The following is a 22914-nucleotide window of genomic DNA, read 5'->3' on the forward strand; positions in this document are numbered from 1 at the left end:
GTCACAGATGGATTATGTTTTCTTTATACTATGTTATGATTTAGGAGGTTTTAGAAATGGACTCGTTTCAAATATTTATGAGTATACTTTCTCCAAGTGTATTATTTGTCATATTTAGTGGTGTAATGATAGGAATCATCGTTGGAGCTATCCCTGGATTGAATGGGGCCATTGGGATTTCATTATTGCTACCCATCACATTTACCTTAGAGCCACAAATTGGTCTCCTCTTATTAGGGGGTATTTACATGGGCGGGATGTATGGAGGATCGATAACAGCAATTCTATTGAATGTACCTGGGGATGTTGTTGCTGCACCAGCAGCGATGGAAGGTTATCCATTAACGCAACAAGGTCGATCTAAAGAAGCATTATACTATTCAATCTTCTCAAGTATGTTTGGTGGTTTCATAGGCGTTCTTATTCTTATTTTCTTTACACCTCCATTGGCCAGTTTCGCCCTGAAATTTGGTCCTGCTGAAATGTTTTTTATTTCTCTTAGTGGGTTAGTTGTTGTAGGTGCATTAGCAGGCAGCATTTATAAATCTCTTTTTGCCGTATTATTTGGACTGTTTATTAGTACAGTTGGCGTAGATATGATTACAGCCTCACAACGATTTACAATGGGTAATATAAACTTGAGGTCTGGTATATCAGTGGTCCCTGTTGTTTTAGGATTATTTTGCTTAGCTGAAATGTTTCTTAATATCGGTAAAAAAGCAACTGAGGTTGTTGAGTATAAGGATCAAGACATAAACAAAATGACCGTAATTAAAGATATTGTGAGACAAAAATCTCTCGTTATTAAATCTTCTCTGATTGGGACTTTCGTAGGGCTATTGCCTGGTGTGGGCACAACCCTTGCGGTTTTCTTATCCTATGGTGAGGCAAAAAGAGTTTCAAAGAATCCAGAGTTATTCGAAAAAGGTAATGTAGAAGGAATTATAGCAGCTGAGGCCGCCAACAATGCAACTGTTGGAAGCTCACTGGTACCATTGTTGGCACTTGGGGTACCTGGAAGTCCAACGTCTGCCATCATTGCGGGGGCGTTGATTATCCATGGAGTTATACTAGGACCTAGTTTGTTTGTGCAAAGACCTGATATTGCCTATACATTTATTTTTGGAATGCTCCTTACAGTAGTTGCCATGACCCTCATTGGAGCTTTCGGAATAAAATATTTTTCCTATATATTAAAGATTAAAATGGAATATATTGTTCCAACTGTATTAGTATTTACAATTTTTGGTGCCTATAGTTTGAGAAATAATGTGTTTGATGTATTGATAGCCATTATTTTAGGAGTCATTGGTGCCATTTTCAAGAAAACAGGAGTACCACTGGCGCCAATTATTATTGGTGTTGTGCTGGGTGGTCTGATTGAGACAAATCTCATGCGTTCCATGACCATTGCCAATGCACGTCAAGTGTCACTAGTAAGATATATGTTAACAAATCCATTGGCTATTGTTTTGTTAGTAATGGTATGTGCTATCTTTTATGTAGTTATAAAAATGCGTGCTACGACTAAGACACAATAAAACGAACTACTTTGTTTCTATTAATGATTATATTTCTACAGTTAGCTTTGTGTATTTCCAATGCATGAAAATTAGGAATTAAATTTGACTATATTTTTACTCGAAAATGAAAGTTCAGGAGGGACATAGATGTTAAGAAGTCAAGAAGTTAGAAATAAAGCACCAGAAATGGACTCTCTGAAAATGGGAATGGGGTGGAAGGTAGAAGAACTATCTAAGCCTCAAATTATCATAGAAAGCACATTTGGACATAGTCATCCTGGTAGTGCCCACTTAGATGTGTTAGTAGAAGAAGCGTATCAAGGGGTCATCGCCAAGGGCGGAAAGCCTGCTAAGTTTTTTGCTACAGATATTTGTGATGGGCAAGCACAGGGACATGATGGCATGGACTATTCCTTGGCATCAAGAGAATTTATTGCCAGTATGATAGAAATACAAATTGGCGCTACGGGCTACGATGCAGGGGTATTTATTGCCAGCTGTGACAAAGGAATGCCTGCCCATCTACAGGCCATCGCAAGAATGGATATTCCATCGGTAGTGCTCACAGGGGGCAGCATGAAAGCAGGACCCAATATGCTGACATTAGAACAAATTGGGACCTACAGTGCAAAATATGAGAGAAAAGAAATTACAGAGGCTGAATTTACTCACTTTAAGCATAATGCATGTCCTTCTTGTGGTGCATGTTCCTTTATGGGAACCGCAGCCACCATGCAGGTCATGGCAGAAGCCTTAGGGTTGGCCTTACCGGGCACGGCCTTTATGCCTGCAACGGCAGAAGAGCTAAAGGTGTTGGCTAAAAAGGTTGGAGAGCATGCCATGAAGCTTGTAGAGCTAGATTTAAGGCCTTCTCAAATATTGACGAGAAAAGCCTTTGAAAATGCAATTATGGTCCATGCTGCAATTGCCGGTTCTTCAAATTCTTTACTGCATATTCCTACCATTGCCCATGAGTTGGGAATTGAGATATTACCTGAATTGTTTGATGAAATACACAGAAAAGTGCCCTATATCTTAAACATTAGGCCAAGTGGTTTTTATCCTGGGGAGTACTTCTGGTATGCCGGTGGCGTTCCGGGGGTAATGGAGGAAATTAAAGATTTTTTACACTTAGATGTGTTAACAGTAACAGGAAAAACCTTGGGTGAAAATCTAGAAGAACTAAAGAGAAGTGATTACTATGATGTATGCTACAAACATTTAGAAGAGAAGGGTATAAAAAAGGAAGACATTCTAAAAACAGTCAAGGATCCCATTCAAGAACAGGGAGCCATAGGAATTCTAAAGGGAAACCTAGCACCAGAAGGCGCTGTGGTGAAACACGCAGCCATTGCAAAAGAAATGCTGCAGGCCACATTACGTGCGAGACCCTTTGATAGTGAAGAAGAGGCCTTAAAGGCAATTTTAACGAAGGAAATTAAACCTGGTGATGGGGTGTTTATCCGATACGAGGGGCCTAAGGGCACAGGGATGCCAGAGATGTTTTACACAACCGAGGCCATTGCTTCAGACCCAGAATTGATTTCTACCACTGCATTGATTACAGATGGTAGATTTTCAGGAGCCACAAGAGGGCCAGCCATTGGTCATGTTTCTCCGGAAGCCAGTGAAGGTGGTCCCATTGCTCTGGTAGAAGAAGGGGACTTGATTAAGCTAGACATTCCCAATAGAAGCCTTGACATTATTGGTGTAAAGGGGCAAGAAAAATCTGTAGAAGAAATGGAGCGGATTTTAGTACAGAGAAAAACCAAATGGGTAAAACCAAAACCCAAATATACAAAGGGTGCCTTAGGTATCTATACTAAATTAGCTGTATCCCCTATGAAGGGAGGATATATGGAGTAAAAGTAGTCCATTCTTTTGAATGGGCTATTACTTTAAGTAAAGACGAGACTGGGAATTATTTATGTGTTTTATGAACATATCCTACATTTCTGCATAAGAATGGAGGATTAATAAAAAACTATAATGAGCAAAATGAGAAGGTTTTGTATTGAAAACCTTCTCATTTTGATTAATTAGCTCACACAAATTCAAATGTATGATTATACAAAATAAATGTATTTTTTCTATTTACATTTCGTATAATTTCCTATATAATAAAAATTAAAATTTTCATACAATTATTAAATTTCGGATTCCCTCGAATATTTCTTATGAAATCATAAAAAACATTCGAGTGTTAATGAACTTTAATGATAGATTTAAAAAAAATGGAGGAGATAAAATGAATCAAACAATTGAAGAATTATTATCCAAAGAAGTATTATATACTTTGCCTGTTTGGACCCATGAAAAAGAAACACTGATTAAGCTGTTAAAAGCATATCCTTTTATTCAATTTGCGTCACTTGTGGCAGTAGATTTAGGGGGAAATGATACTGATGAAAAAATTCCAATTTCATTATTTATTGATGAAATGGATGAGTTTTTAACCAATGGGGTTCAGACTGATGGTTCTAGCGTTGTGCTTCATGGAATCGCCACATTGAACAACGCCAAAGTAGACATGGTTCCTGATCTTTTCGTGAACTGGTTTATTGATTACAATTACGACCATATTCATGAAGAAACTGGTCTTCCAATAGGGACATTACGGATTCCAGCTTTTCTAGTGCATGATGACAAAAGAGTCGATTCTCGCTCTGTCTTAAATCGGACTGAAGAGTACTTTGATGCAAAGATAAAATCATTATTCAAGAAATATCCAAGCTTAGTGCAGGAGTTTAATATTGATTCAGCTGAGGAAATAGAAGAAGTGAAGCTTACTTCTGCAACGGAATTAGAGTTTTGGGTAAAAACACCAGAGGATCCTGCCGATGAAGAAAAACTTTCTACTTCACAAATGTTGAAAGAACAGTATTGGAAGCGAACCAAGGGTAATGTTAGAACTGCCTTAGAAGAATCTCTTATGATTCTTGAGAAATATGGTTTTGAGCCGGAGATGGGACACAAAGAGGTTGGTGGTGTCACAGCAACGATAGGCGTATCTGGTAAACTAAATCATGTTATGGAGCAACTCGAAATTGATTGGAAATATAGTACGGCCCTACAGTGTGCTGATAATGAGTTGTTTATTAGAGAACTAGTAGAGGAAACATTTGAGAGATATGGACTGGAAGTTACCTTCATGGCAAAACCAATTGAAGGAGTAGCAGGAAGTGGAAAGCATGTGCACATCAGTGTGACACTAAAGCTGAAAAACGGAAAATATGTCAACTTATTTTCTCCACAGGATATGAAGAAAGATTATATTAGCGCACCAGGCTGGGGTGCATTAATGGGATTACTAAGAAATTATGAAGTGATTAACCCATTTGTGACTGCTACCAATGATGCATTCAATCGCTTAAAGCCAGGTTTTGAAGCACCGGTATGTATCGTAGGATCTGTAGGACATACGACTGAAGTACCTTCGCGAAATCGCACGGTTTTAGTGGGGCTTGTAAGAGATACTAATAATCCATTAGCCACTCGATTTGAGTTAAGAGCACCGAACCCAACTACGAATACTTACCTTACTTTAGGGGCCATTTATCAAACAATGATGGACGGAATGACGAGTTCAGCAGCAACGGGAATGACCAGTAAAGAGTTAGAAAAAGAGTTCTCTAAAGATGCAGGTGAAGAGAAATTCTATTTAGATAAAGAACGGGCATATAGAAGTGAAGAAGATGTGTTTGAAGATTATACAGAAGAAGAAAGAACGCGGTTATTCAGCGCACCACCGGCTACTGTATGGGAGAATCTGAAAGGATTCACCAACTATCCTGAAAGAAAAGCAATATTGCTTGAAGGAGATGTTTTTAGTGAAGCTATCGTAGATGCCTATCGATTAGCCACATTATCACAGTGGGTAACTGAATTGATGGGACGAATTATTCCAAATAATATGGATGTTGTGAGAAACAGCAGAAAACGACATCAAGTAGAAAATGCTACAGACTTAGATGTGGTCAACTGGGAAAAAATAAATTCATTAAGAAATTATCTCATGAAGGATAGTATGGAAACGAAGTCCTTATTTACAAGGATTAGAGAAGCGGTAGAGGTTGAAAATTACGATAATGTATCAGAGTTACAGATTGAAATGGCAGAGAAGAGTGCTCATTTAAAGCAGCTTTACTATGCTTATCGTAGAAATCTGTTAGAAGAACTAAACGACACATCAATATAAAATAAAGGGCGACCCTTGGTTGCCCTTTATTTTTAATGATTTAAAGGTAAATCGTGCTATTTATCGAATGAGTAAATATAAGCATTGTTTTATAATGGTTATTTAGGGTATAAGTGAAATAATAGTCAAAAATAATTTATTATGTAGGAGTGATGGGGATGAATGTAAAAGATTTGCAAAGCAGAGTAGACAAAGTAAGGGATTTACTAGATCCGAATCGTATTGAAAGACAGAAAAAGAAGGCCCGTCAGGAAGGTGTCGTTAAGGGGATCGCTTTTGGAGCAATTATAGGGAGTATAACAGGTATTTTCTTTGCACCTGACAAAGGAGAAAATACAAGAAAGAAGACAAAAGAAGAGCTTGAAAAAGCAAAGGATAAATTGGAAGTCAATCTTGAAATAGCAAAAGATAAATTTGAGGTGAATTTTGAAGAAGGAAAAGAGAAATTTTCGGAGGTAGTAGATACCAAAAAGGAAGTTGTTTTAAGTAAGGTTGAAGCACTTAAAGAAAAAATGGGATATGATAATAGCCCTAATGTGATAAACGAAGAAGAACTAGAAAGTATAGAGGAAGAAGGTACTGAAGAGGAAACTGAAAAAATTGAAGGTTAATACAAAGGAAAGTACGTAAAGGAGGCATCATCATGCAAGTCACGATTGATTTGGGGGTTATCATTACCGTGATATTTTCCCTATTAGGTGTAGGTTTATTGATTGTATTACTGATGGCGGTATTGAGACTTAATGAAACATTAAAGGGTGTTAGAAACACTTTAGAGAAAAATGAAAAACATATTGATGAAGCATTAGAACGACTGCCACGGGTACTACATAACGTAGAACAAATTACATATACTGCCAATGAAGAAATGAAGCAGGTTAGCGAAGTAATTAGACATGTGGAAGAAACAACAGGGCATACAGCCTCTACAGCACAAGTCATCAATGAAGACATCGTATTACCAATTAAAGAGGTATTGGAATTATTAGCTGTCCTAAGAGGTGTTTTCTTTAAAGAAAAGAAAAAAGGTTTTTTAAGATAGTAAAAAGATATTTTATAGAGTAGAAAAAGGCAGTCCTTTTAAGGGAACTGCCTTTTTTGTACCTATTTACATCTCAGTGAAGCGCCATATTTCCTAGGAATTAGGCCTCATTTTATTGCCCTTTATTAAAATCTAGAGCTCGTTCTTCATCAAAGTAAAAGGATTGATTTCTTCTGGTGATTGCTACAAATTGTGAAGAAAAACCATTATCCTTCCAATGATGAGCCAACTGTTGAATTGGCTCTAAGGAATCACGAAAGTGCATGGGAACAATGGTTTGGACATCAATGGTACTTCCAAAGTATTTAACTGCCAAATCATAGTACTCCTCGAGTCTTGGATCAACAGGAACAAAGGCAATATCGATTTTTTTATTCCGGAGTTTATAAATTTCTCTCTTGTAATCAGCCTCTTCTTGTTTGTGGATTTCTTGTGACTTTCCTTTCCATTTCCACCAATTAAGATCACCACTATGAAAAACAGTGAGTCCATCCACTGAGATAAGATAGGAAACGCCACTATCAGTAGAACCAAAGGTTTCGATAGAAAGATCACCGACTGAATAATGTTGATCTGGAACAACGGAGAGGATTTTTGAACCTGAAGCTGAGGGAACATCTTTATGAATAATGTATTGAATGTCATGTTCCTGAGATAGATCATAAATCAATGGATTAAAGTGATCACCATGGTTATGGGTGACGAAAACAAAAATATTTTTGTGGGTAAAGAGTTCTTTAGTAATCAATGGACTTTCCTGATAATAATCAATAATGATGACATTATTTTCTGTCTCAATAATAAACCCACTATTGTATAGATAGTGAAATCGACATTGTCCCTTGCTTAATAACATATAATTGGAACCTCCTTAAGTTAATAATCATTTATTATAGTTTGATTATACCCTGTTTACTGAAATCTAAAGCAATAAAAAACCTATATAAGGTCTAAACTACTAGTAGATATTGATGAAATGGGGTGACGTGGTGAAAAAAAGACATTTGAATAAGAAGCACATTTTATTAATTGCTGTGATGGTAATTAGTATATTTATCTGGGTACTTTATAAGTATGAAATTTGGAATTTTATATCAATTGACTATTTAAGAAAGTTTACCGATAAAATCCAAGCCTTAGGCTGGCTAGGACTATTGCTATATCTCTTGAGTTTTGCCATAGGGACAATGCTGTTTTTACCAAGTGTACCCTTTGCACTTTTAGGTGGCATCACCTATGGAACCGTACAAGGGATTACATATGCTGTAGCTGGCGATTTATTAGGTGCATCAATGGCCTTTATTATTGCTAGATATATAGGTAGGGAAAGAATTGAAAAAAGATTGAGAAAAAGTAAAGCCTTTCATGAAATTGATGAGGGTGTTAAACAAGATGGATGGCGTATTGTGGTTTTAACCCGTATGGTACCGGTCATTCCACACTGGTTACAAAACTATGCATATGGATTAACGTCAATTTCTTTTACAACATATGCATTTGTGTCTTTATTATGCATTATCCCTGGAACAGCCGTGTGGATTTTTGCTGTGAATACAGTAGGGAGAGGCCAAGAAGATGCAAAAAGAACCATGATTTATTTAGGGATTGCTTCTGTATTGATTATAGCTGTTTCTTATTTGCCTAAATGGATCTATAAAAAGAAAAGACAAGGAAGTAAATAGTGCTCACATAAGGGTAGGTAATAGATTGTGAAATATGTCGAAATATGGTAAGATAAATATTGAAACATAAGATGAGACTTAACTTAGAATAGGTTGTGTTTGGTGAATCAGAGCAACACAGCGAAGGTTAAACTTTCATAAGAAAAAGGTGATTATGATGAAGAATATCAAAAGAGTAACATTAACAGCGATCAGTATTGTGGTGAGTATTATAGTAGTCACAATTTTTGTTCATATCTATTACGTCGATAACACCACTGCTCAGACAGAAAGACTATTTCAAATCCAAGGAGCAATTGGTGATAAATATATCCAAATGAATCTACCCATTGCGGTGTTAAATAATATTGCTAATCAAAGGGAGAGTTTAGCCGAGATGGAGATTGCTAGACAAAAAAATCTCCTAGAAGCCCAAGAACGAAATGTTCACTTAATTAGAGACAATATCAATGAAATGAAAGTTCTTGCAGCACAAGGACGGGGAATCTTAAATGATTTGGAAAAAAGTAAGGTATTAAGATTCTTAATATTAGAGAATGAGTTGAAATTAGGATTAGAACAGTTAATGTTGAGGTTTGATGAATATGAGGTGCGATTCAGTGAGTACAGCAGTTTAGACACAGAGGAACTAAGCTCCTTCATCATTGCAACAGAAGAATTGTATCAGGATACATCAAGTATCATTGCTGGACTGGAAAGTGGTTCTAGGGAATTGGAAAGACGCTTCAGAAGGGGATACATATCCTTTGTCAATACGGCGCTAGCATTACTTTTTATCTTTATATTGATACTAGTTGCTTTAATTATACGAATTTTAAAGATAGATGCAAATTATGTTTTTGAATCATTAAAGAAACTAAATGATCATTGCTATACTGAGGACGGGCTACCTAAATTAACGCCATATTTTGAAGAAGAAAAAAAATTGAAGCAATTTGTTGAAAATAGATATGCAGAACAAGCTGTTTTAGAAGAAATAAAGGAAATAGCCAGTAAGGAGTACATATTAGATGATGTGTTAGAAAAAACATTTTGGAAAATAAAAGATTTTCTTGATGTAGATCGTATAGGTGTTGCCTTTGTAGATTATGGAAGAAAACGAATTATCGCAGAAACTGGAAAGATTAATTATGGTGATATTCACTTGGGTCCAGGTTTTGAGGTGGCATTCCACGAAACTTCATTAACTAAAATGCTACTAACAAAAAAAGCAGTGGCATTACAAAATCTATCAGAGGAATTGAATAAAAGACCTCATAGTCCATCCCTTCGATTAATGGTGAAGGAAGGAATCCGATCCAATATGATTATTCCATTGATTTCAGGTGATACTGTATTTGGATTTCTGTTTTTTAGCTCTTTTCATCTAAATGCTTATGATGAAAAGGATTTGATTTTAGCGGTAAAAATAGCCAGAGAAATGAGTACCATCATAGATAAAACTTATTTAACTAAATCAATGCTACATAATATTACATTAACCTTCGCAGATTTAGTAGAAAAAAAAGATCTTGAAACTGGAAATCACATAAATCGTATGACAAGCTATTGTCGGATTATAGCGGAAGGATTACAAACCAATGGAGACCAGGATTATTGCACCTATCCCAAATTTATTCATGAACTTGAAATGTATGCACCATTACATGATATCGGAAAGATTGGTGTGCCAGATTGTGTCTTAACAAAGCCGGGTAAGCTCACTGAAGATGAATGGACAGTGATGAAACAGCATACAAGTATCGGCGCTGAAATATTAACTAAATTAGAAGACAGCCTGCGGATCTTTAAAAAGGACTTCTTTAAGGTTGCCATTGATGTTTCACACTATCATCATGAGAAATGGGATGGGAGTGGGTATCCAAAAGGACTGAAAGGAAAAGAAATTCCCTTGGCAGCACGGATTGCTGCAATCGCAGATGTTTTTGATGCCCTATCATCTAAAAGACCCTATAAGCGGGCCTTTAGCTTTCAAGAGTCACTAGAGATTATTGAAGAGGGAGCAGGAAAGCACTTTGACCCGATCTTGGTTGAAGCTTTTATGACTTGCCTACCACAAATAAAAGAGGTATATGAAAATAAAAGAGACTTTGAAGAAGAATTAATGGTTCATAGTGGAAACTAACATAGAAGGATAAATATTTGTATATCAAGAGGTAGGGCTCAGTGCTCTACTTCTTTTTGATTTATCATTGATTGGTTTTACAATATAATCTCTTGTAGTGACGAATAGGAAGATTTAACCATAAAACCAATGGATAATTAGCACCAATTAATTGAATAAATGTATTTAATTACAACAACAAAGAGGAAATGATAAATATGTGTAGAAATTATGATTTATATAATGAAGAACATTCATTCATATTTGTGTGTGATAGAGTCATGATGTTTATCTATGCCAGTCTTAATTAGGGAGGTATTTATGAATGGGATAGGGAATAAAGTTTGCAAGAGTGATAAGAAAGCAAGAAATAATACGAATAAGAAACTGAAATTCATAAGGCATTTTTCAAATGATAAGAAAGTAGCTTTGAAGATTACAAGTATATACGTCTTAATATCTTTCCTTTATGTCTTTTTATCTGATAAGGTGATTAGATTATTGATTAAAGATTTAAAAACAATTACCCGTTACCTAACAATCAAAGGAAGCTTTTTTATCATTTTCACTGCCTCTCTAATGTACTTTCTCATCTATAAAAACATAAAGCGTGTTAGAACACTACAAGAGGAAGTACTTTCCTATGGAGATAGATATAAGCTTGTATTAAACAATACGACTGATGGGTTTTGGGATTATAATCTACTGACAAATGAAGTGGTATTACCATTGAAATGGAAAAATAGCTTAGGGTATGAGGATGATGAAATACCAAATACTGTTGATGCATGGAAAAATTTTATCCATCCTGAGGACTTTAATTGGGTTACACAAACGCTTTATGATTATATTAACGGAAAAATCCCTCGATATAATATAGAATATCGTATGATTAAGAGGGATGGAGGAATCATATGGATTCAAGATAAGGGGCAAGCCATTTGGGGAGCGGATGGAAAAGCCATTCAGATCTGTGGAACCCATACGGACATTACTTTTAGGAAGGAATCAGAAGAAATAAAGTCAAAGATAATGGATGAAAAGCAGCAGTTATTGGTAAGAGCCCTAGAGCAAGAAAAGCTGCAGGCTGAATTTTTTTCTAATATATCTCATGAATTTAAAACACCCTTAAATGTAATACTGGGCACAGTTCAACTAGTAGAGCATTATAATAGAAGTAATTTAAGTGAACTAGAGCCTAGACAATTAAATAAATGCATTCACATAATGAAACAAAATTGTTATCGTCTGCTTAGGCTGATCAATAACTTAATTGATATTACGAAACTGGATTTTGATTCTTTCAGTATAAAATATAAGAACTATAATGTGATACATATTCTTGAGGAAATCACACAATCTACTGTGGCTCTAGCAGAAATCAAAGGAATATCCATCACATTTGATACGGATGTGGAGGAAAAAATTATAGCCTGTGATATTAATATACTTGAAAGAATTATGCTGAATTTAATTTCTAATGCCATTAAGTATTCAGAAGTGGGAAGTGATATCAATGTAATGGTGTGTGGACAAGAGGAAAGTCTCTTAATCTCAGTAAAGGATACGGGGATGGGCATACCTGAAAACCAATTGAGTGCTATATTTGATCGGTTCGTACAAATTGATGATTCCCTTCCAAAGAAGACTGAAGGAAGTGGTATTGGTCTATCTCTAGTAAAGGAATTTGTAGAAAAACTTAATGGGGAAATATCTGTGAAGAGTAAAGTGGACTATGGTAGTGAATTTGTAATTAAACTTCCAGTTGAAGTTTTAGTGGAAGAGAGCATTGAACTGAATAGTCATGACTATGGCAAAAATCTTATTGAAAAGATTAATATCGAGCTTTCGGATATATATTTTTCACAGTGAGGAATATAAAATAAAAGTTGCGGGACCCCCCACAACTTTTACTTAAGTGCGCCATGAGTCGGTGCGATAGCATCAGACGAATTTTTAAGCACTTGAGATTTAAAACAACGCCTGTTTTAAATATAAGTGCGCTATGAGTCGGTGCGATAGCATCAGACGAATTTATTTAAGCACTTGAGATTTAAAACAACGCTCGTTTTAAATATAAGTGCGCTATGAGTCGGTGCGATAGCATCAGACGAATTTTATTGTCTTCCCTTTAAGAATCGATATTCAAGCCAAACAATGAGTTGGTACATGATTGCAGTTGCAATCGCCAATATAATCACACCTGCCATGACGATATCTAACCTAAATACTTGCCCTCCATATACGATTAAGTATCCTAAGCCAGCTTTAGAAACAAGGAACTCTCCGACGATAACACCGACCCAGGTCATACCGATGTTAATTTTCATGGTGTTAATCATTGTGGGAATACTTGCTGGAAAAATCACTTTTTGAAAAATTTGAAGCTTTGTTGCACCAAAGGTCTGTAGCATTTTAACCTTTTCCTCATCAACTTCTTTGTAGCCGTTATAAGTAGATAAAATCGTGACCACTAGAGAGATCATTAAGGCTGTGACAATAATCCCACGCATGCCAGCTCCTGCCCAAATGATAATGATGGGTCCAAGGGCGATTTTAGGCAATGCATGTAAAACGACTAGATAAGGGTCTAATACCCTAGCTACAAATTCAGACCACCAAAGGGCTGTGGCCAGGACTGTACCCAGGAGTGTACCAATGACAAAGGCGATGACGGCCTCTGTTACGGATACTGCCGTATGCTTAAATATAGATCCATCCTGAACAAGCCTTGTAATCAATGCAAAAATCGCTGATGGTTTACTGGTAAAGAATGGATCGATCCATCTCAAGGTAACCACCAACTCCCAAAGCAAAATAAATCCAACTAATAGGGCAACCTGTGAGAGTTTAATGTTTCTTTGGTATCTTTTAACTGAAGAAAGATAGGTTAGATGGCTTGGGGAGTAGGTTTGATCCTCTAAATCTTTACTTAACATAGACATCCAACTCCTTCCATATTTTATTGAAGTAATGCCTAAACTCAGGAGCCTCACGGCACTTCAAAGGAGTCTTTTCACCCTCACCACAGGTCAAATGAATATCGTGAATGTTCTTAATGTATGAGGGGCGATTGGAAAGAACAATAACCCGATCTGCCATGGAGATAGCTTCTGCTATGTACACATAAAAGCAAATAATTCTATCAAAATTCCAGATGAATAAGTGAAAGTAGGGGCACATGTGATACTACCCTTACTTATTTTATTGAGACATTGAACAATTTTTAATTTGATAAAATTCATGGAAGTATATATGAAGTTAAAATGGAACATTTACTGAGAAGATATTAAATCATTTAGAGAATCAATGATTAACTTAAATAAAATGTAGTCTTTATTGTTTATTTAGAGGTTTTTAGTTAATACTGGAGAATTATAAAATAGTTAAATTAAAAAAATATCTAAAAGATGGCGTGGGACGGATACTAAAAGATTCTGCTCTTATTCATAAATTAGCTACTGTGCAAGTTCTTCAAAGCAATATAATGACCCAAAGAGTCCAGAGTCTAAAGGGAAGGTGATGAAATGTATAATTTAGAAAAAATGAGGAGAAAGAAAATATACGAAATCATATCAACTGTAAAAATACTGTCTATATTATGTTGTTGTATGGTGATTTTCAGTATCTATGACGATGGAAAGGAAATCGGTATAGTTTCTAAAGTATATGAATTAGATTTGATTATATTAGGTTTAATTGGTATCATCATTCTTATACTTGTTTATCCCATATGGGTATTGTTATCTAAAGAAACTGAGGATAGGAGCATCGTAGGATTCAAGGGTAATTTGGAGATGGGTGGCTTCTTTCTTTTACTTGCTATTTTAACGCTTCTATCTGGTGGTCACACCAGTAATTACAAATTTTTATTTCTATTTATTATTATTATTTCCACCCTTCAGTATGGTAAGAAATATGGGGTTAATATTGCGTTATTATCATCTTTATTTATACTAGTTGTAGATTTGCTTTCCATGTCCTCCCTTGAGAGCAACACTTACTTTCAAATAGATATTGTATTATCTGCAGTATTTTTATTAACCGCCTGGTTATTAGGTGACTACGTACATATTGAAAAGGATTATGCGCAAAAAATGATTCTCTACTTCAATGAAAGAGAGGTAGCTGAAAAAGAGTTAGTAGCAACTTTAGAATTGGATAAAATAAAAAATGAGTTTTTTGGAAATATTTCTCATGAATTAAAAACACCAGTAAACGTTATCTTTGGAACGGTTCAATTGCTTGATGTACAGGCTAAAGAAGGGAATGTTTGTAACGATAAATATTTAAAAATAATGAAACAAAACTGTTATAGACTAATCAGATTGGTAAATAATTTGGTTGATACGACTAAATTAGATTCAGGGTTTTATGATTTGAATCTTCAAAATGTTAATGTTGTTAATGTCGTAGAAAGCATTACCCTATCAGTAGCCCAATACGTTGAAGGTAAAGGATTGACCCTAGAATTTGACACAGATGTAGAGGAGAAAGTATTAGCCTGTGATTCGGAAAAAATTGAAAGAATTATGTTAAACCTATTATCTAATGCGGTGAAGTTTACAGATATAGGTGGGAAAATTATTGTGAATATGACTGACAAAGGGAGTCATATTATCATTAGTGTTAAAGATACAGGGATCGGTATATCACCCAAAGACTTGAAAGTGATATTTCAGCGGTTCAAGCAGGTGGATAAGTCTTTGACTCGAAATTCTGAGGGTAGTGGCATAGGGCTATCTTTAGTTAAATCACTTGTTGAGATGCATGGTGGACGAGTCTATACTGAAAGTCAACTTGGGAAAGGTAGTAACTTCATTATTGAATTACCAGTAAAAATGGTGGATACTGAAGAAAATAATTACAAGGGTATATTTGAGAGAGGTGAATCCAGCGAAATAGAAAGAATAAAGGTAGAGTTTTCAGACATTTATCTTTAGCAACCTGTAGAGTAAAAGATTGATATGCTCTCCTTTATATAGACAGATCAAATAATAAAAAACTGTCACTGGAAGAGGAGTGTTTTAGTATAAAAAAAGCTGTGGATGACTTTCGTGAACGATTGAGTAATAAAATGTTAATAATAATTTCAATATGAGTAAAATAAAAACAGTGGATGTTATCGATGAAATAGATAGTAGCCACTGTTTTTTAAAATTATTTTTTGATAAGAATTTTTGATACCTCTGCAATATACATTGTATGATAATCTTTTTCTGGATAAGACTCTGCATCTACCGTAGAGTCAATAAAACATTGAGATTCATATTTTTGAGCGTATAGTTTTTTACATATAATCACTAAATTTGCATTTGTAAAGTAGGGTGTTTCACCAGAGTATTCAATTGATAGATTTAACTTTGAAATTTTATCTTCATCTCTACCTGAGACAGTGCCGAGATAACTTAATTGTTCTTTAAAATCTTTATCAAAAAAAGTAAGTGAAAAAGTATCGGCAGCATCGACAAAACCTTTAGTATAACGCTGAGGTCTAATCACGATAAAAGCAACATTCTTGTTCCACATCACACCAAATCCACCCCAGGATGCTGTCATTGTATTGACTTGACCATCTTTTTCAGCGGTAATGAGCATCCAATCGTTGCCAACGATTCTGAAAGGACTTTTATCAAGTTGTTGTGGCATAATTTCATGAAAACTTTTCATAAAATCTCCTCCTCAAATTGAATCTGATTTATTATAAGTAATAGATATGTATATTATAATACAAACAGCTCGTATAACAAAATCACTACTTTAGGTAAGGGGTAAATAATTATACTTTGTATTGAAGAGAAAATTTAAATCTTAGATAGACTCAGTTTAAATTGAACATCGATGAGTAGTGGTTTTAGTATATCCATTGTAGGTGATTATAAAAAAACGCATTTCTATTATTAAACTGCTAGAAAATTCTTTATTGACCATTTTATGCAAAAAAAAAAGAAGGGATTTCATATGAAATGTCGAAAATTAACTTTATTATACTAAGACTTATATTACTAAGAAAAGTACATAAAGAGAGAGGATGACATAAGCATGCTGAAATTACCAATAATATCATTATTTTTGAGAACAATCCCTGAGGGAATTATATTAGTTTTAGTAGGTTATATGATTTTAAATAAACCTCTAGAAAAGCAAAAAATATGTATAACGGGGGTAATTTTAGGAATAAGCACATACTTTGTAAGAATGCTTCCGATTAATTTTGGTATACATATGATATTGATTTTGTTTGTCTATATGTTTTTATTACATAAGATAAATATTATGAATTTTTACAAGGCTGTCACAGCCGGTATTGTTAGTTTTATTTTTATTGCTATTTCTGAATGGATTATGCTTGTCTTCTATATAGGTGTATTGGGTATGTCTACTGAAAAAGTATTAGATCAATCCTTATCAAGTATACTATTAGGTTTACCATCTTTAGTATTGCTATTTTGCATGGGAATGCTAGTACAAAAAATTATAAATATTAATGCTAGAAAAAGCAAGGTACATTAGCATGTGGAATATACAGAATGCCTCAAATTATTTAGCAGCTAAAATTGCTTTAATTCTAAAATTTGATGAGGACTTTGAAGAAGTGTTGGCATATGGTGCCTTTGTTATACTGCACACATTTTGGTCTATCGTTTTCACTCTAATATTTGGATTCATATTTAAAGTGCCAATGGAAGCAGTGATTATTTCCTTTGCAGCTTCTATTCTGCGAAAAAATTCTGGTGGAGTCCATGCAAGTACCCCGAATCGTTGTATAGCGATTGCAACAACTGTTTTTGTCATTATAGCTCTATTCATTAATCAGCTTGTTAGCTTGAGTATGGTAGTAAGCATCGTATATTGTAGTAGTGGTTTCGCTTTTTCATATTATATTGTATATAAGAAAGCACCGAAGGATACACCAAACAAACCAATAACAGAAGAAGCAATGAAAAATCATCTGCGGAGCAAAGCTATAAAAACGATTCATATATTTTTGTTACTAAGTATCATATTGCTGTTTATGTATTCTAAAGGTAAACATGAGTATTTATTAAAGATTATGCTTTCTCTGGTATCAGGTGTTTTATGGCAGTCTATTACATTAACTAATCTTGGAAGTCTAATAGTATCTAATTTAGATAGTTTATTAGAAAAAATAGCTTGTTTAGTAGGAGGTGAAAAATAATGAATAAAAGAGTACTTATGCTACTAGCTGGATTTGCAACTACTGTTTTAACTCTTGCGGCTAACACGATAACAACATCTGCATGTGCATGGGGAGTTTATCAACCTAAGGAACCCAAATTGTTGCGTAAATAGGTATGAGAGGTCTGAAATAGACCTCTTCCTATTTGTACTAGTGTATATCCATTATTGAACAGGATAAAGATCGTTTTAATAAGGGATAAACAACAAGCCCAAGAATCATGCTCTTGGGCTTGTTGTTGTTTTAAATAGTCAATATAATCATTATTGAATAATCTTTGGTGCCTCATAATTGACATCGAAGGTATCAACGGTTACCCTCTGCATTTTCTGATCTTCAACTGGTTTATCCTGGGTGCCGGTCTTAGAGTGGACAATTTCATCCACTACATCCATTCCTGTTACAACTTGACCAAAGCCTGCATAATCACCATCTAAGTGAGAAGCTTTTTCTGTCATAATAAAAAACTGTGAACCTGCAGAATTAGGATCCTGTGATCGTGCCATGGAAATCACGCCTCTTTCATGTAATAAATTGTTTTCAAATTGATTAGAAAGAAATTCACCTTCAATGGCATACCCTGGCCCGCCTGATCCGTTCCCATTAGGATCTCCCCCTTGAATCATAAAACCTGGGATGACTCTGTGGAATATGAGCCCATCATAGTGGCCATTTTCTATTAGAGAAACGAAATTCTTAACTGTATTTGGAGCTACTTCAGGATATAATTCTATTTCGATGATGCCTCCAGTTTCCATTTCTATCGTAACAAGGGGTTTTGCTTGTCCCTCAAAATTTTCAACTTCTTCTGCATCTCCAACAAGTTCAACATTTTCAACATCTTCATTGTCATCAATATCAATCGGAGTTGCATTGGTACATGCTGTTATACTCAGTAGCGCTCCAACTAATAATAAAATACATGATACTTTGAGTGCCTTGGATTTGGATATTAATTTCATATTTAGCCACGTCTCCTTCTAGTATGTTTATTGGTCATAATCGTAATGACCAATAAGACCATTGTACAATTATTGTTGCGTATAGGCAAGATAAAAAATTTATAATGAATATACAAAATCCATTTAATCAGAATAAGTAGATTCCTTATTTTGCGTTCTATCCTTTTTGAAAAAACTAATCAGTAATAGCAAAAGAGGGAATAGGATTTGAAAGGGTACGGAATAAAGAGGCCATATATCAATGGCCCAAGAAAGCATCTCGGATGCACTGTCATAGATCCATATAGATAATCCCATTAGGATAATCCCTACTGGATAAACAAACAAACGATGGTTATTTGAATTTGTTAACTGGGAGATACCAATCGTAGTCCCTAAATAGCAGACAGACAGTTTTGTCCATGAACTGATAAAAAACATAATCCCGATAACAGCATCAAAATCAACAAATGCAACATGCTTAGCCACTAGATGAGGAGCAAATATTTTTCTTTCAATACCCCGAGGCCCTAGTATCGTGATGTCTCTAATTAAGGTGATAAATAGAATCAATCCGACTATCAGAAAAGCTGATAAATATGTTTTTTTTAGTTGTGTAGGCTTATTTAAATAGGGGATAATCATTAGAAACACCACAGTTTCTCCAAAGGGGAAAGTAAGGGTAGAAAAAGCTGCTCTTAAAACTGGGGGAAATCCCTCTTGCAAAATGGGACGTAGTAATGACAAATCCACTTCAGTTATTAAAGATAAAGTTAAAATCAATTGAAACAAAAATATCAAAGGAACCACTAATTCTGCAGTACGAGAGGTTACTTCCAAACCACTTTTCGTTGCATAGAGAGAGATGATAAGCAGAAGAAAGATTGGAAACCATAAGGGCGTTTCAGTCATATGTGCAATGACAACATACTCTCCAAAGTTTCTCAATATAAGGGCTCCTAAATGGATAAAGTACCAAATGTATAGGATTGAAAGTGCGCTTCCTAAAAAATTTCCTAATAATATTTTATTGATTTCAACCAATGTCTTTTGTGGGAATTTTTTAGAAAGCAGCACATAACAAGCAAATAGTAGAATGCCACCTGACCAGCTTAATAAAAAAGCAATCCAAGCATTCTGCTCAGCGTGAAATCCAGACACGATAAATACTGTGGTACCAAATAGAAAACCCATTAAAAGAATAGTAAGTTGTATAGGAGATATCTGCACTTGCTTTGTCATTTGTCTCTACCTCTCTGTTATAAAGTTGATCAGGTCTTCGATTACCACGACAGGAGAATCAATAGGGAGGTCCATCAGAATAATATAGATTGTGATAATACCTATGGTGACTAAGCTATAGTAAGTAATCAACGTACGCTTTTGTTTGGACTGCAACAAAAATGGTAAATCAAATAGGGTTAATAAAAGAATCAACAATGTGATGATTATAAAAGGAAAAATGATAATTACCTCCTACCTAGGCACGGAAGGTGCCGATATAAGCCCAGTACTCCGAATTTTTGTCTCAACATTAATCTCAACAGAGGCATTTGAAAATGCTTCATTCCAATCCGCTTCAATTTCCTTATAAAGCTTAGGATACTTATGGTGAACAAGCTGTCCAAATCTAAACAAATCAACCTGAAGTTCTTTTTGAGCTTTAAAGAAGGCAGCTCCTATTTCACTACGAATTAATTTGTTTTTTTCTTCTTCCAATTGACTTAATGCCTCTGGGGTAGATAAATCCTTTGTTACTTGCTGCTCTCCTATATTCCCCTCTTCCTGAATATTGACAACCAAGACAAGCTTGTTATCCACCAATTTTACATCCATTTCCGATATGATATGAAGGATCTCCATGGACAAAAGTTTGTTTTTATCACCAGGAGAGGGAATGACTAAAATACCACCCTCTATTTCGCCTTTTATCCAGAGGTATCCTCTGGTTTCTGTTGGATTTAAATAATCGATAGATTGGTCTCCATCAAAAGCAATGAGACCCTCTATAGCAAGATCCTTAATTAATTCTGGTTTATCAGAGGTGCCACTTCCAATCGTACCTAAAACCAGTTCGCAACCAGGACAATTTAATTCATCGATAAAATCATGTAAAGTAAGAATTCTGGTATTTGCCACATTGACACTATTTTCGATAATGGAGGTGATGTGTATGGCTGGAATCGGATCTGCAATACTTTTAGTTTGTAAAACATCCTGAGCTGAGATTCCTTTAGAGGTCATAACCAAGGTTTCGCCACGGGTTTCGTGATCTCGTTCGAAGAAATCGATCACATCGTAAATGCCAGCCCTTGTTAAAGACTCCCCTAGGACAAGTACTTGGGTATGCCCAATAAAAATCCTACCATTAGCGATAGAACCCAACCGTCTCATGGCCTCAAAAACAGTACGACCAGTTGCGGTATAGACAAGGGTGGCATTTTCTTCTGCCAGATCATGTCTCAGTAAACGAGGGAGCACAATCTGGGCAGACACTTCAAATAAATCATTGTCCAATTGATCGACGCCAATCGCAACAGCGATGCTAATTTCATCCAGCTCTATACGATTCCAACAGCCGGTCATTATCATGCCAAAGGAAATGATAATGAGTAATAGAGTGCATTTTTTCATAAACTTCACCAATCCTTTGAATATTTTAGATTAAAAAATCATTTCTTATGTTGTTGAAACAATGATTTTTTATCTTTGAAAATGACCCATAGAGGAAGTCGGGCATAGGTATCAGTTAAGTGGGATAAGGATATAGGTGCTAATGGAGATAAATAATTTATGCCAAAGGATTTTAAATTGCACATATAAATCACAAGTATCATGACGGCAAAGGCCAGGCCATAAAAGCCTAAGAAGTTCGCTGTCACCAATAAAAACAGACGAATAAATGTGTTGGTTTCATCTAAAGAAGGCACAATAAAACCTGAAATAGCTGTCAGTGCTACTACGATTACCATCAGAGGACTTGTAATATTAGCTTCTACCGCTGCTTGTCCTAAAACCACAGCACCAACAATGCTGACAGCCTGACCAATAGGCTTGGGCATTCTAATACCGGCCTCTTTAATAAGTTCAAAAATAATAATCATCAGTAAAGCCTCAATAAAGGATGAAAACGGAAGCCCCTCCCTTGAAGCTGCCATGGAAATAAAAAGCTCAAAGGGGATAAACTCATGATGAAAGCTTTGAGCAGCCACGTAGACAGCGGGTAATGTGGTTGTAATAAACAATGCAAGCAGTCGCAGTGCTCTGATTGTAAAGGAAAATACATTTCGTCTATAATAATCTGCACCAGACTGAATTTGTTCTATAAACAATTGTGGTGCTGTCAGTACAAAGGGACTACCATCGCATAATATGGCAATTCTGCCCTCTAAAATTTTTCCCAAAACGATATCAGGTTTTTCTGTAGATCCTACCAATGGAAAAAGGGAAAGTGGACTGTCCTCAATATACTGTTCTATATACGCAGAATCAAGAACTGCATCTATGTCAATTCTGGCAATACGGCGCCTCATTTCTTTAAGCATTTCCTCGTCAGCTTTTCCTGAAATATAACAGATGTTTATTTCTGTCCGAGAATAACGACCCACAAACATGGATTCAAACCTTAATTTAGGACTCTTGAATTTTCTCCGGAGAAGGGCGATGTTTGTTTGTAAATCCTCCACAAAGCCTTCCCTGGGTCCTCTTATTACGGTATCTGTTTGGGGCTCTTCTACTGGGCGAATAGCCCAACCCTTTGCATCGATCACAATGGCTTGACTGGTGTCTTCAATAAAAACAAGGGCATTGCCTTCGAATAAGTATTCCATCGCCACATTCATGGAGTCGATCGTGAAGGAATTGGCGGCTGTGATGATTTCTTTTAATAGATTGGAGGAGATATCTTCATCAACTTTCTCTCCTGCACTTTCTTTAATCTTTTTGCTCATCAATGGTCTTAGTACATGAAATTCAACGGAGGCGGTGTCGGCCATACCATCTATGTATACCATCAAGGCTTCGGTATGATTGTGATGGATAACAAATGGTTTGATGATTACACCGCCAGTTTCGTGGCCTATTTTCTCTATATGTCTTCGAATGACATTGATATCTGAAGGGATTTTCTCCATCACTTTGTCTACCTTAGGCTTAGGGTAGGGAGCATTCTGTGGACTATACTTCATATATTTAATAAAATTCATGATTTTTCGAAACATGGA

20 protein-coding genes are annotated in these 22914 nt (G+C 35.5%); 12 read left to right on the forward strand and 8 right to left on the reverse strand.

Annotated features, from left to right (window positions below):
- The first annotated feature begins 77 nt into the window (after positions 1-77).
- The 5 genes from AMET_RS06250 to AMET_RS06270 all read left to right on the forward strand — a co-directional run bounded on the left by AMET_RS06250 (position 78) and on the right by AMET_RS06270 (position 6763).
- Positions 78-1541, forward strand: a complete 1464-nt coding sequence (locus AMET_RS06250; RefSeq protein WP_198135396.1) for a tripartite tricarboxylate transporter permease — start codon at positions 78-80, stop codon at positions 1539-1541.
- A 129-nt stretch (positions 1542-1670) separates the two neighbouring features.
- Positions 1671-3389, forward strand: a complete 1719-nt coding sequence (ilvD, locus tag AMET_RS06255) for a dihydroxy-acid dehydratase (RefSeq protein WP_012062515.1) — start codon at positions 1671-1673, stop codon at positions 3387-3389.
- 382 nt (positions 3390-3771) lie between these two features.
- Positions 3772-5721, forward strand: coding sequence for a type I glutamate--ammonia ligase (locus AMET_RS06260; RefSeq protein ID WP_012062516.1), 1950 nt, complete (start codon positions 3772-3774; stop codon positions 5719-5721).
- Positions 5722-5879: 158 nt separating this feature from the next.
- Positions 5880-6332, forward strand: a complete 453-nt coding sequence (locus tag AMET_RS24185; protein WP_012062517.1) for a YtxH domain-containing protein — start codon at positions 5880-5882, stop codon at positions 6330-6332.
- 32 nt (positions 6333-6364) lie between these two features.
- The gene (locus AMET_RS06270) at positions 6365-6763 is read left to right on the forward strand and encodes a DUF948 domain-containing protein (RefSeq protein ID WP_012062518.1); all 399 of its coding nucleotides are present in this window, start codon (positions 6365-6367) and stop codon (positions 6761-6763) included.
- A 112-nt stretch (positions 6764-6875) separates the two neighbouring features.
- Here the strand turns inward: AMET_RS06270 and AMET_RS06275 are convergent, their stop codons facing one another.
- On the reverse strand, positions 6876-7619 hold the full coding sequence (locus tag AMET_RS06275; RefSeq protein ID WP_012062519.1) for an MBL fold metallo-hydrolase: 744 nt from the start codon (positions 7617-7619) through the stop codon (positions 6876-6878).
- Positions 7620-7752: 133 nt separating this feature from the next.
- Here AMET_RS06275 and AMET_RS06280 point away from each other — a divergent pair, with 133 nt between their 5' ends.
- From AMET_RS06280 to AMET_RS06290, 3 genes are all read left to right on the forward strand, one after another.
- Positions 7753-8445, forward strand: coding sequence for a TVP38/TMEM64 family protein (locus AMET_RS06280; RefSeq protein ID WP_012062520.1), 693 nt, complete (start codon positions 7753-7755; stop codon positions 8443-8445).
- Between the two features lie 154 nt (positions 8446-8599).
- Positions 8600-10570: an HD domain-containing phosphohydrolase gene (locus AMET_RS24190; RefSeq protein ID WP_083760861.1), complete on the forward strand. Its 1971-nt coding sequence runs from the start codon at positions 8600-8602 to the stop codon at positions 10568-10570.
- Between the two features lie 300 nt (positions 10571-10870).
- The gene (locus AMET_RS06290) at positions 10871-12421 is read left to right on the forward strand and encodes a PAS domain-containing sensor histidine kinase (RefSeq protein ID WP_012062522.1); all 1551 of its coding nucleotides are present in this window, start codon (positions 10871-10873) and stop codon (positions 12419-12421) included.
- Between the two features lie 245 nt (positions 12422-12666).
- Here the strand turns inward: AMET_RS06290 and AMET_RS06295 are convergent, their stop codons facing one another.
- Positions 12667-13488 (reverse strand): ABC transporter permease, encoded by an 822-nt coding sequence (locus AMET_RS06295; protein ID WP_012062523.1) that lies wholly within the window; start codon positions 13486-13488, stop codon positions 12667-12669.
- Positions 13489-14076: 588 nt separating this feature from the next.
- Between AMET_RS06295 and AMET_RS24880 the strand changes: the two genes are divergently transcribed.
- Positions 14077-15492, forward strand: coding sequence for a sensor histidine kinase (locus AMET_RS24880; protein WP_012062524.1), 1416 nt, complete (start codon positions 14077-14079; stop codon positions 15490-15492).
- Positions 15493-15709: 217 nt separating this feature from the next.
- On the opposite strand, the gene AMET_RS06310 is transcribed toward AMET_RS24880, so the two are convergent.
- Positions 15710-16219: a flavin reductase gene (locus AMET_RS06310; RefSeq protein WP_012062525.1), complete on the reverse strand. Its 510-nt coding sequence runs from the start codon at positions 16217-16219 to the stop codon at positions 15710-15712.
- A gap of 372 nt (positions 16220-16591) precedes the next feature.
- Here AMET_RS06310 and AMET_RS06315 point away from each other — a divergent pair, with 372 nt between their 5' ends.
- From AMET_RS06315 to AMET_RS06325, 3 genes are read left to right on the forward strand one after another with little or no spacing between them, the layout of a single operon-like run.
- A complete protein-coding gene (locus AMET_RS06315) occupies positions 16592-17062 on the forward strand; it encodes a hypothetical protein (RefSeq protein WP_012062526.1) in 471 nt (156 codons plus the stop codon).
- Positions 17037-17729: an accessory gene regulator ArgB-like protein gene (locus AMET_RS06320; protein ID WP_083760865.1), complete on the forward strand. Its 693-nt coding sequence runs from the start codon at positions 17037-17039 to the stop codon at positions 17727-17729. Before AMET_RS06315 ends, AMET_RS06320 begins: the two co-directional genes overlap by 26 nt.
- Positions 17729-17863: a cyclic lactone autoinducer peptide gene (locus tag AMET_RS06325; protein ID WP_041720432.1), complete on the forward strand. Its 135-nt coding sequence runs from the start codon at positions 17729-17731 to the stop codon at positions 17861-17863. Before AMET_RS06320 ends, AMET_RS06325 begins: the two co-directional genes overlap by 1 nt.
- A 150-nt stretch (positions 17864-18013) precedes the next feature.
- Here the strand turns inward: AMET_RS06325 and AMET_RS06330 are convergent, their stop codons facing one another.
- The 5 genes from AMET_RS06330 to AMET_RS06350 all read right to left on the reverse strand — a co-directional run bounded on the left by AMET_RS06330 (position 18014) and on the right by AMET_RS06350 (position 22911).
- Positions 18014-18508, reverse strand: coding sequence for a peptidylprolyl isomerase (locus AMET_RS06330; RefSeq protein WP_041721443.1), 495 nt, complete (start codon positions 18506-18508; stop codon positions 18014-18016).
- A 327-nt stretch (positions 18509-18835) separates the two neighbouring features.
- The gene (locus AMET_RS06335) at positions 18836-19933 is read right to left on the reverse strand and encodes a GerAB/ArcD/ProY family transporter (protein WP_012062529.1); all 1098 of its coding nucleotides are present in this window, start codon (positions 19931-19933) and stop codon (positions 18836-18838) included.
- Positions 19934-19939: 6 nt separating this feature from the next.
- Positions 19940-20128 (reverse strand): hypothetical protein, encoded by a 189-nt coding sequence (locus tag AMET_RS06340; protein WP_198135397.1) that lies wholly within the window; start codon positions 20126-20128, stop codon positions 19940-19942.
- A gap of 39 nt (positions 20129-20167) precedes the next feature.
- Complete coding sequence (locus tag AMET_RS06345; RefSeq protein ID WP_012062530.1) at positions 20168-21325, reverse strand: Ger(x)C family spore germination protein; 1158 nt, start codon at positions 21323-21325, stop codon at positions 20168-20170.
- Positions 21326-21363: 38 nt separating this feature from the next.
- A complete protein-coding gene (locus AMET_RS06350) occupies positions 21364-22911 on the reverse strand; it encodes a spore germination protein (protein WP_012062531.1) in 1548 nt (515 codons plus the stop codon).
- Positions 22912-22914 lie beyond the last annotated feature (3 nt).

It is taken from the genome of Alkaliphilus metalliredigens QYMF (assembly GCF_000016985.1).
GTDB classification, from domain to species: domain Bacteria; phylum Bacillota; class Clostridia; order Peptostreptococcales; family Natronincolaceae; genus Alkaliphilus_A; species Alkaliphilus_A metalliredigens.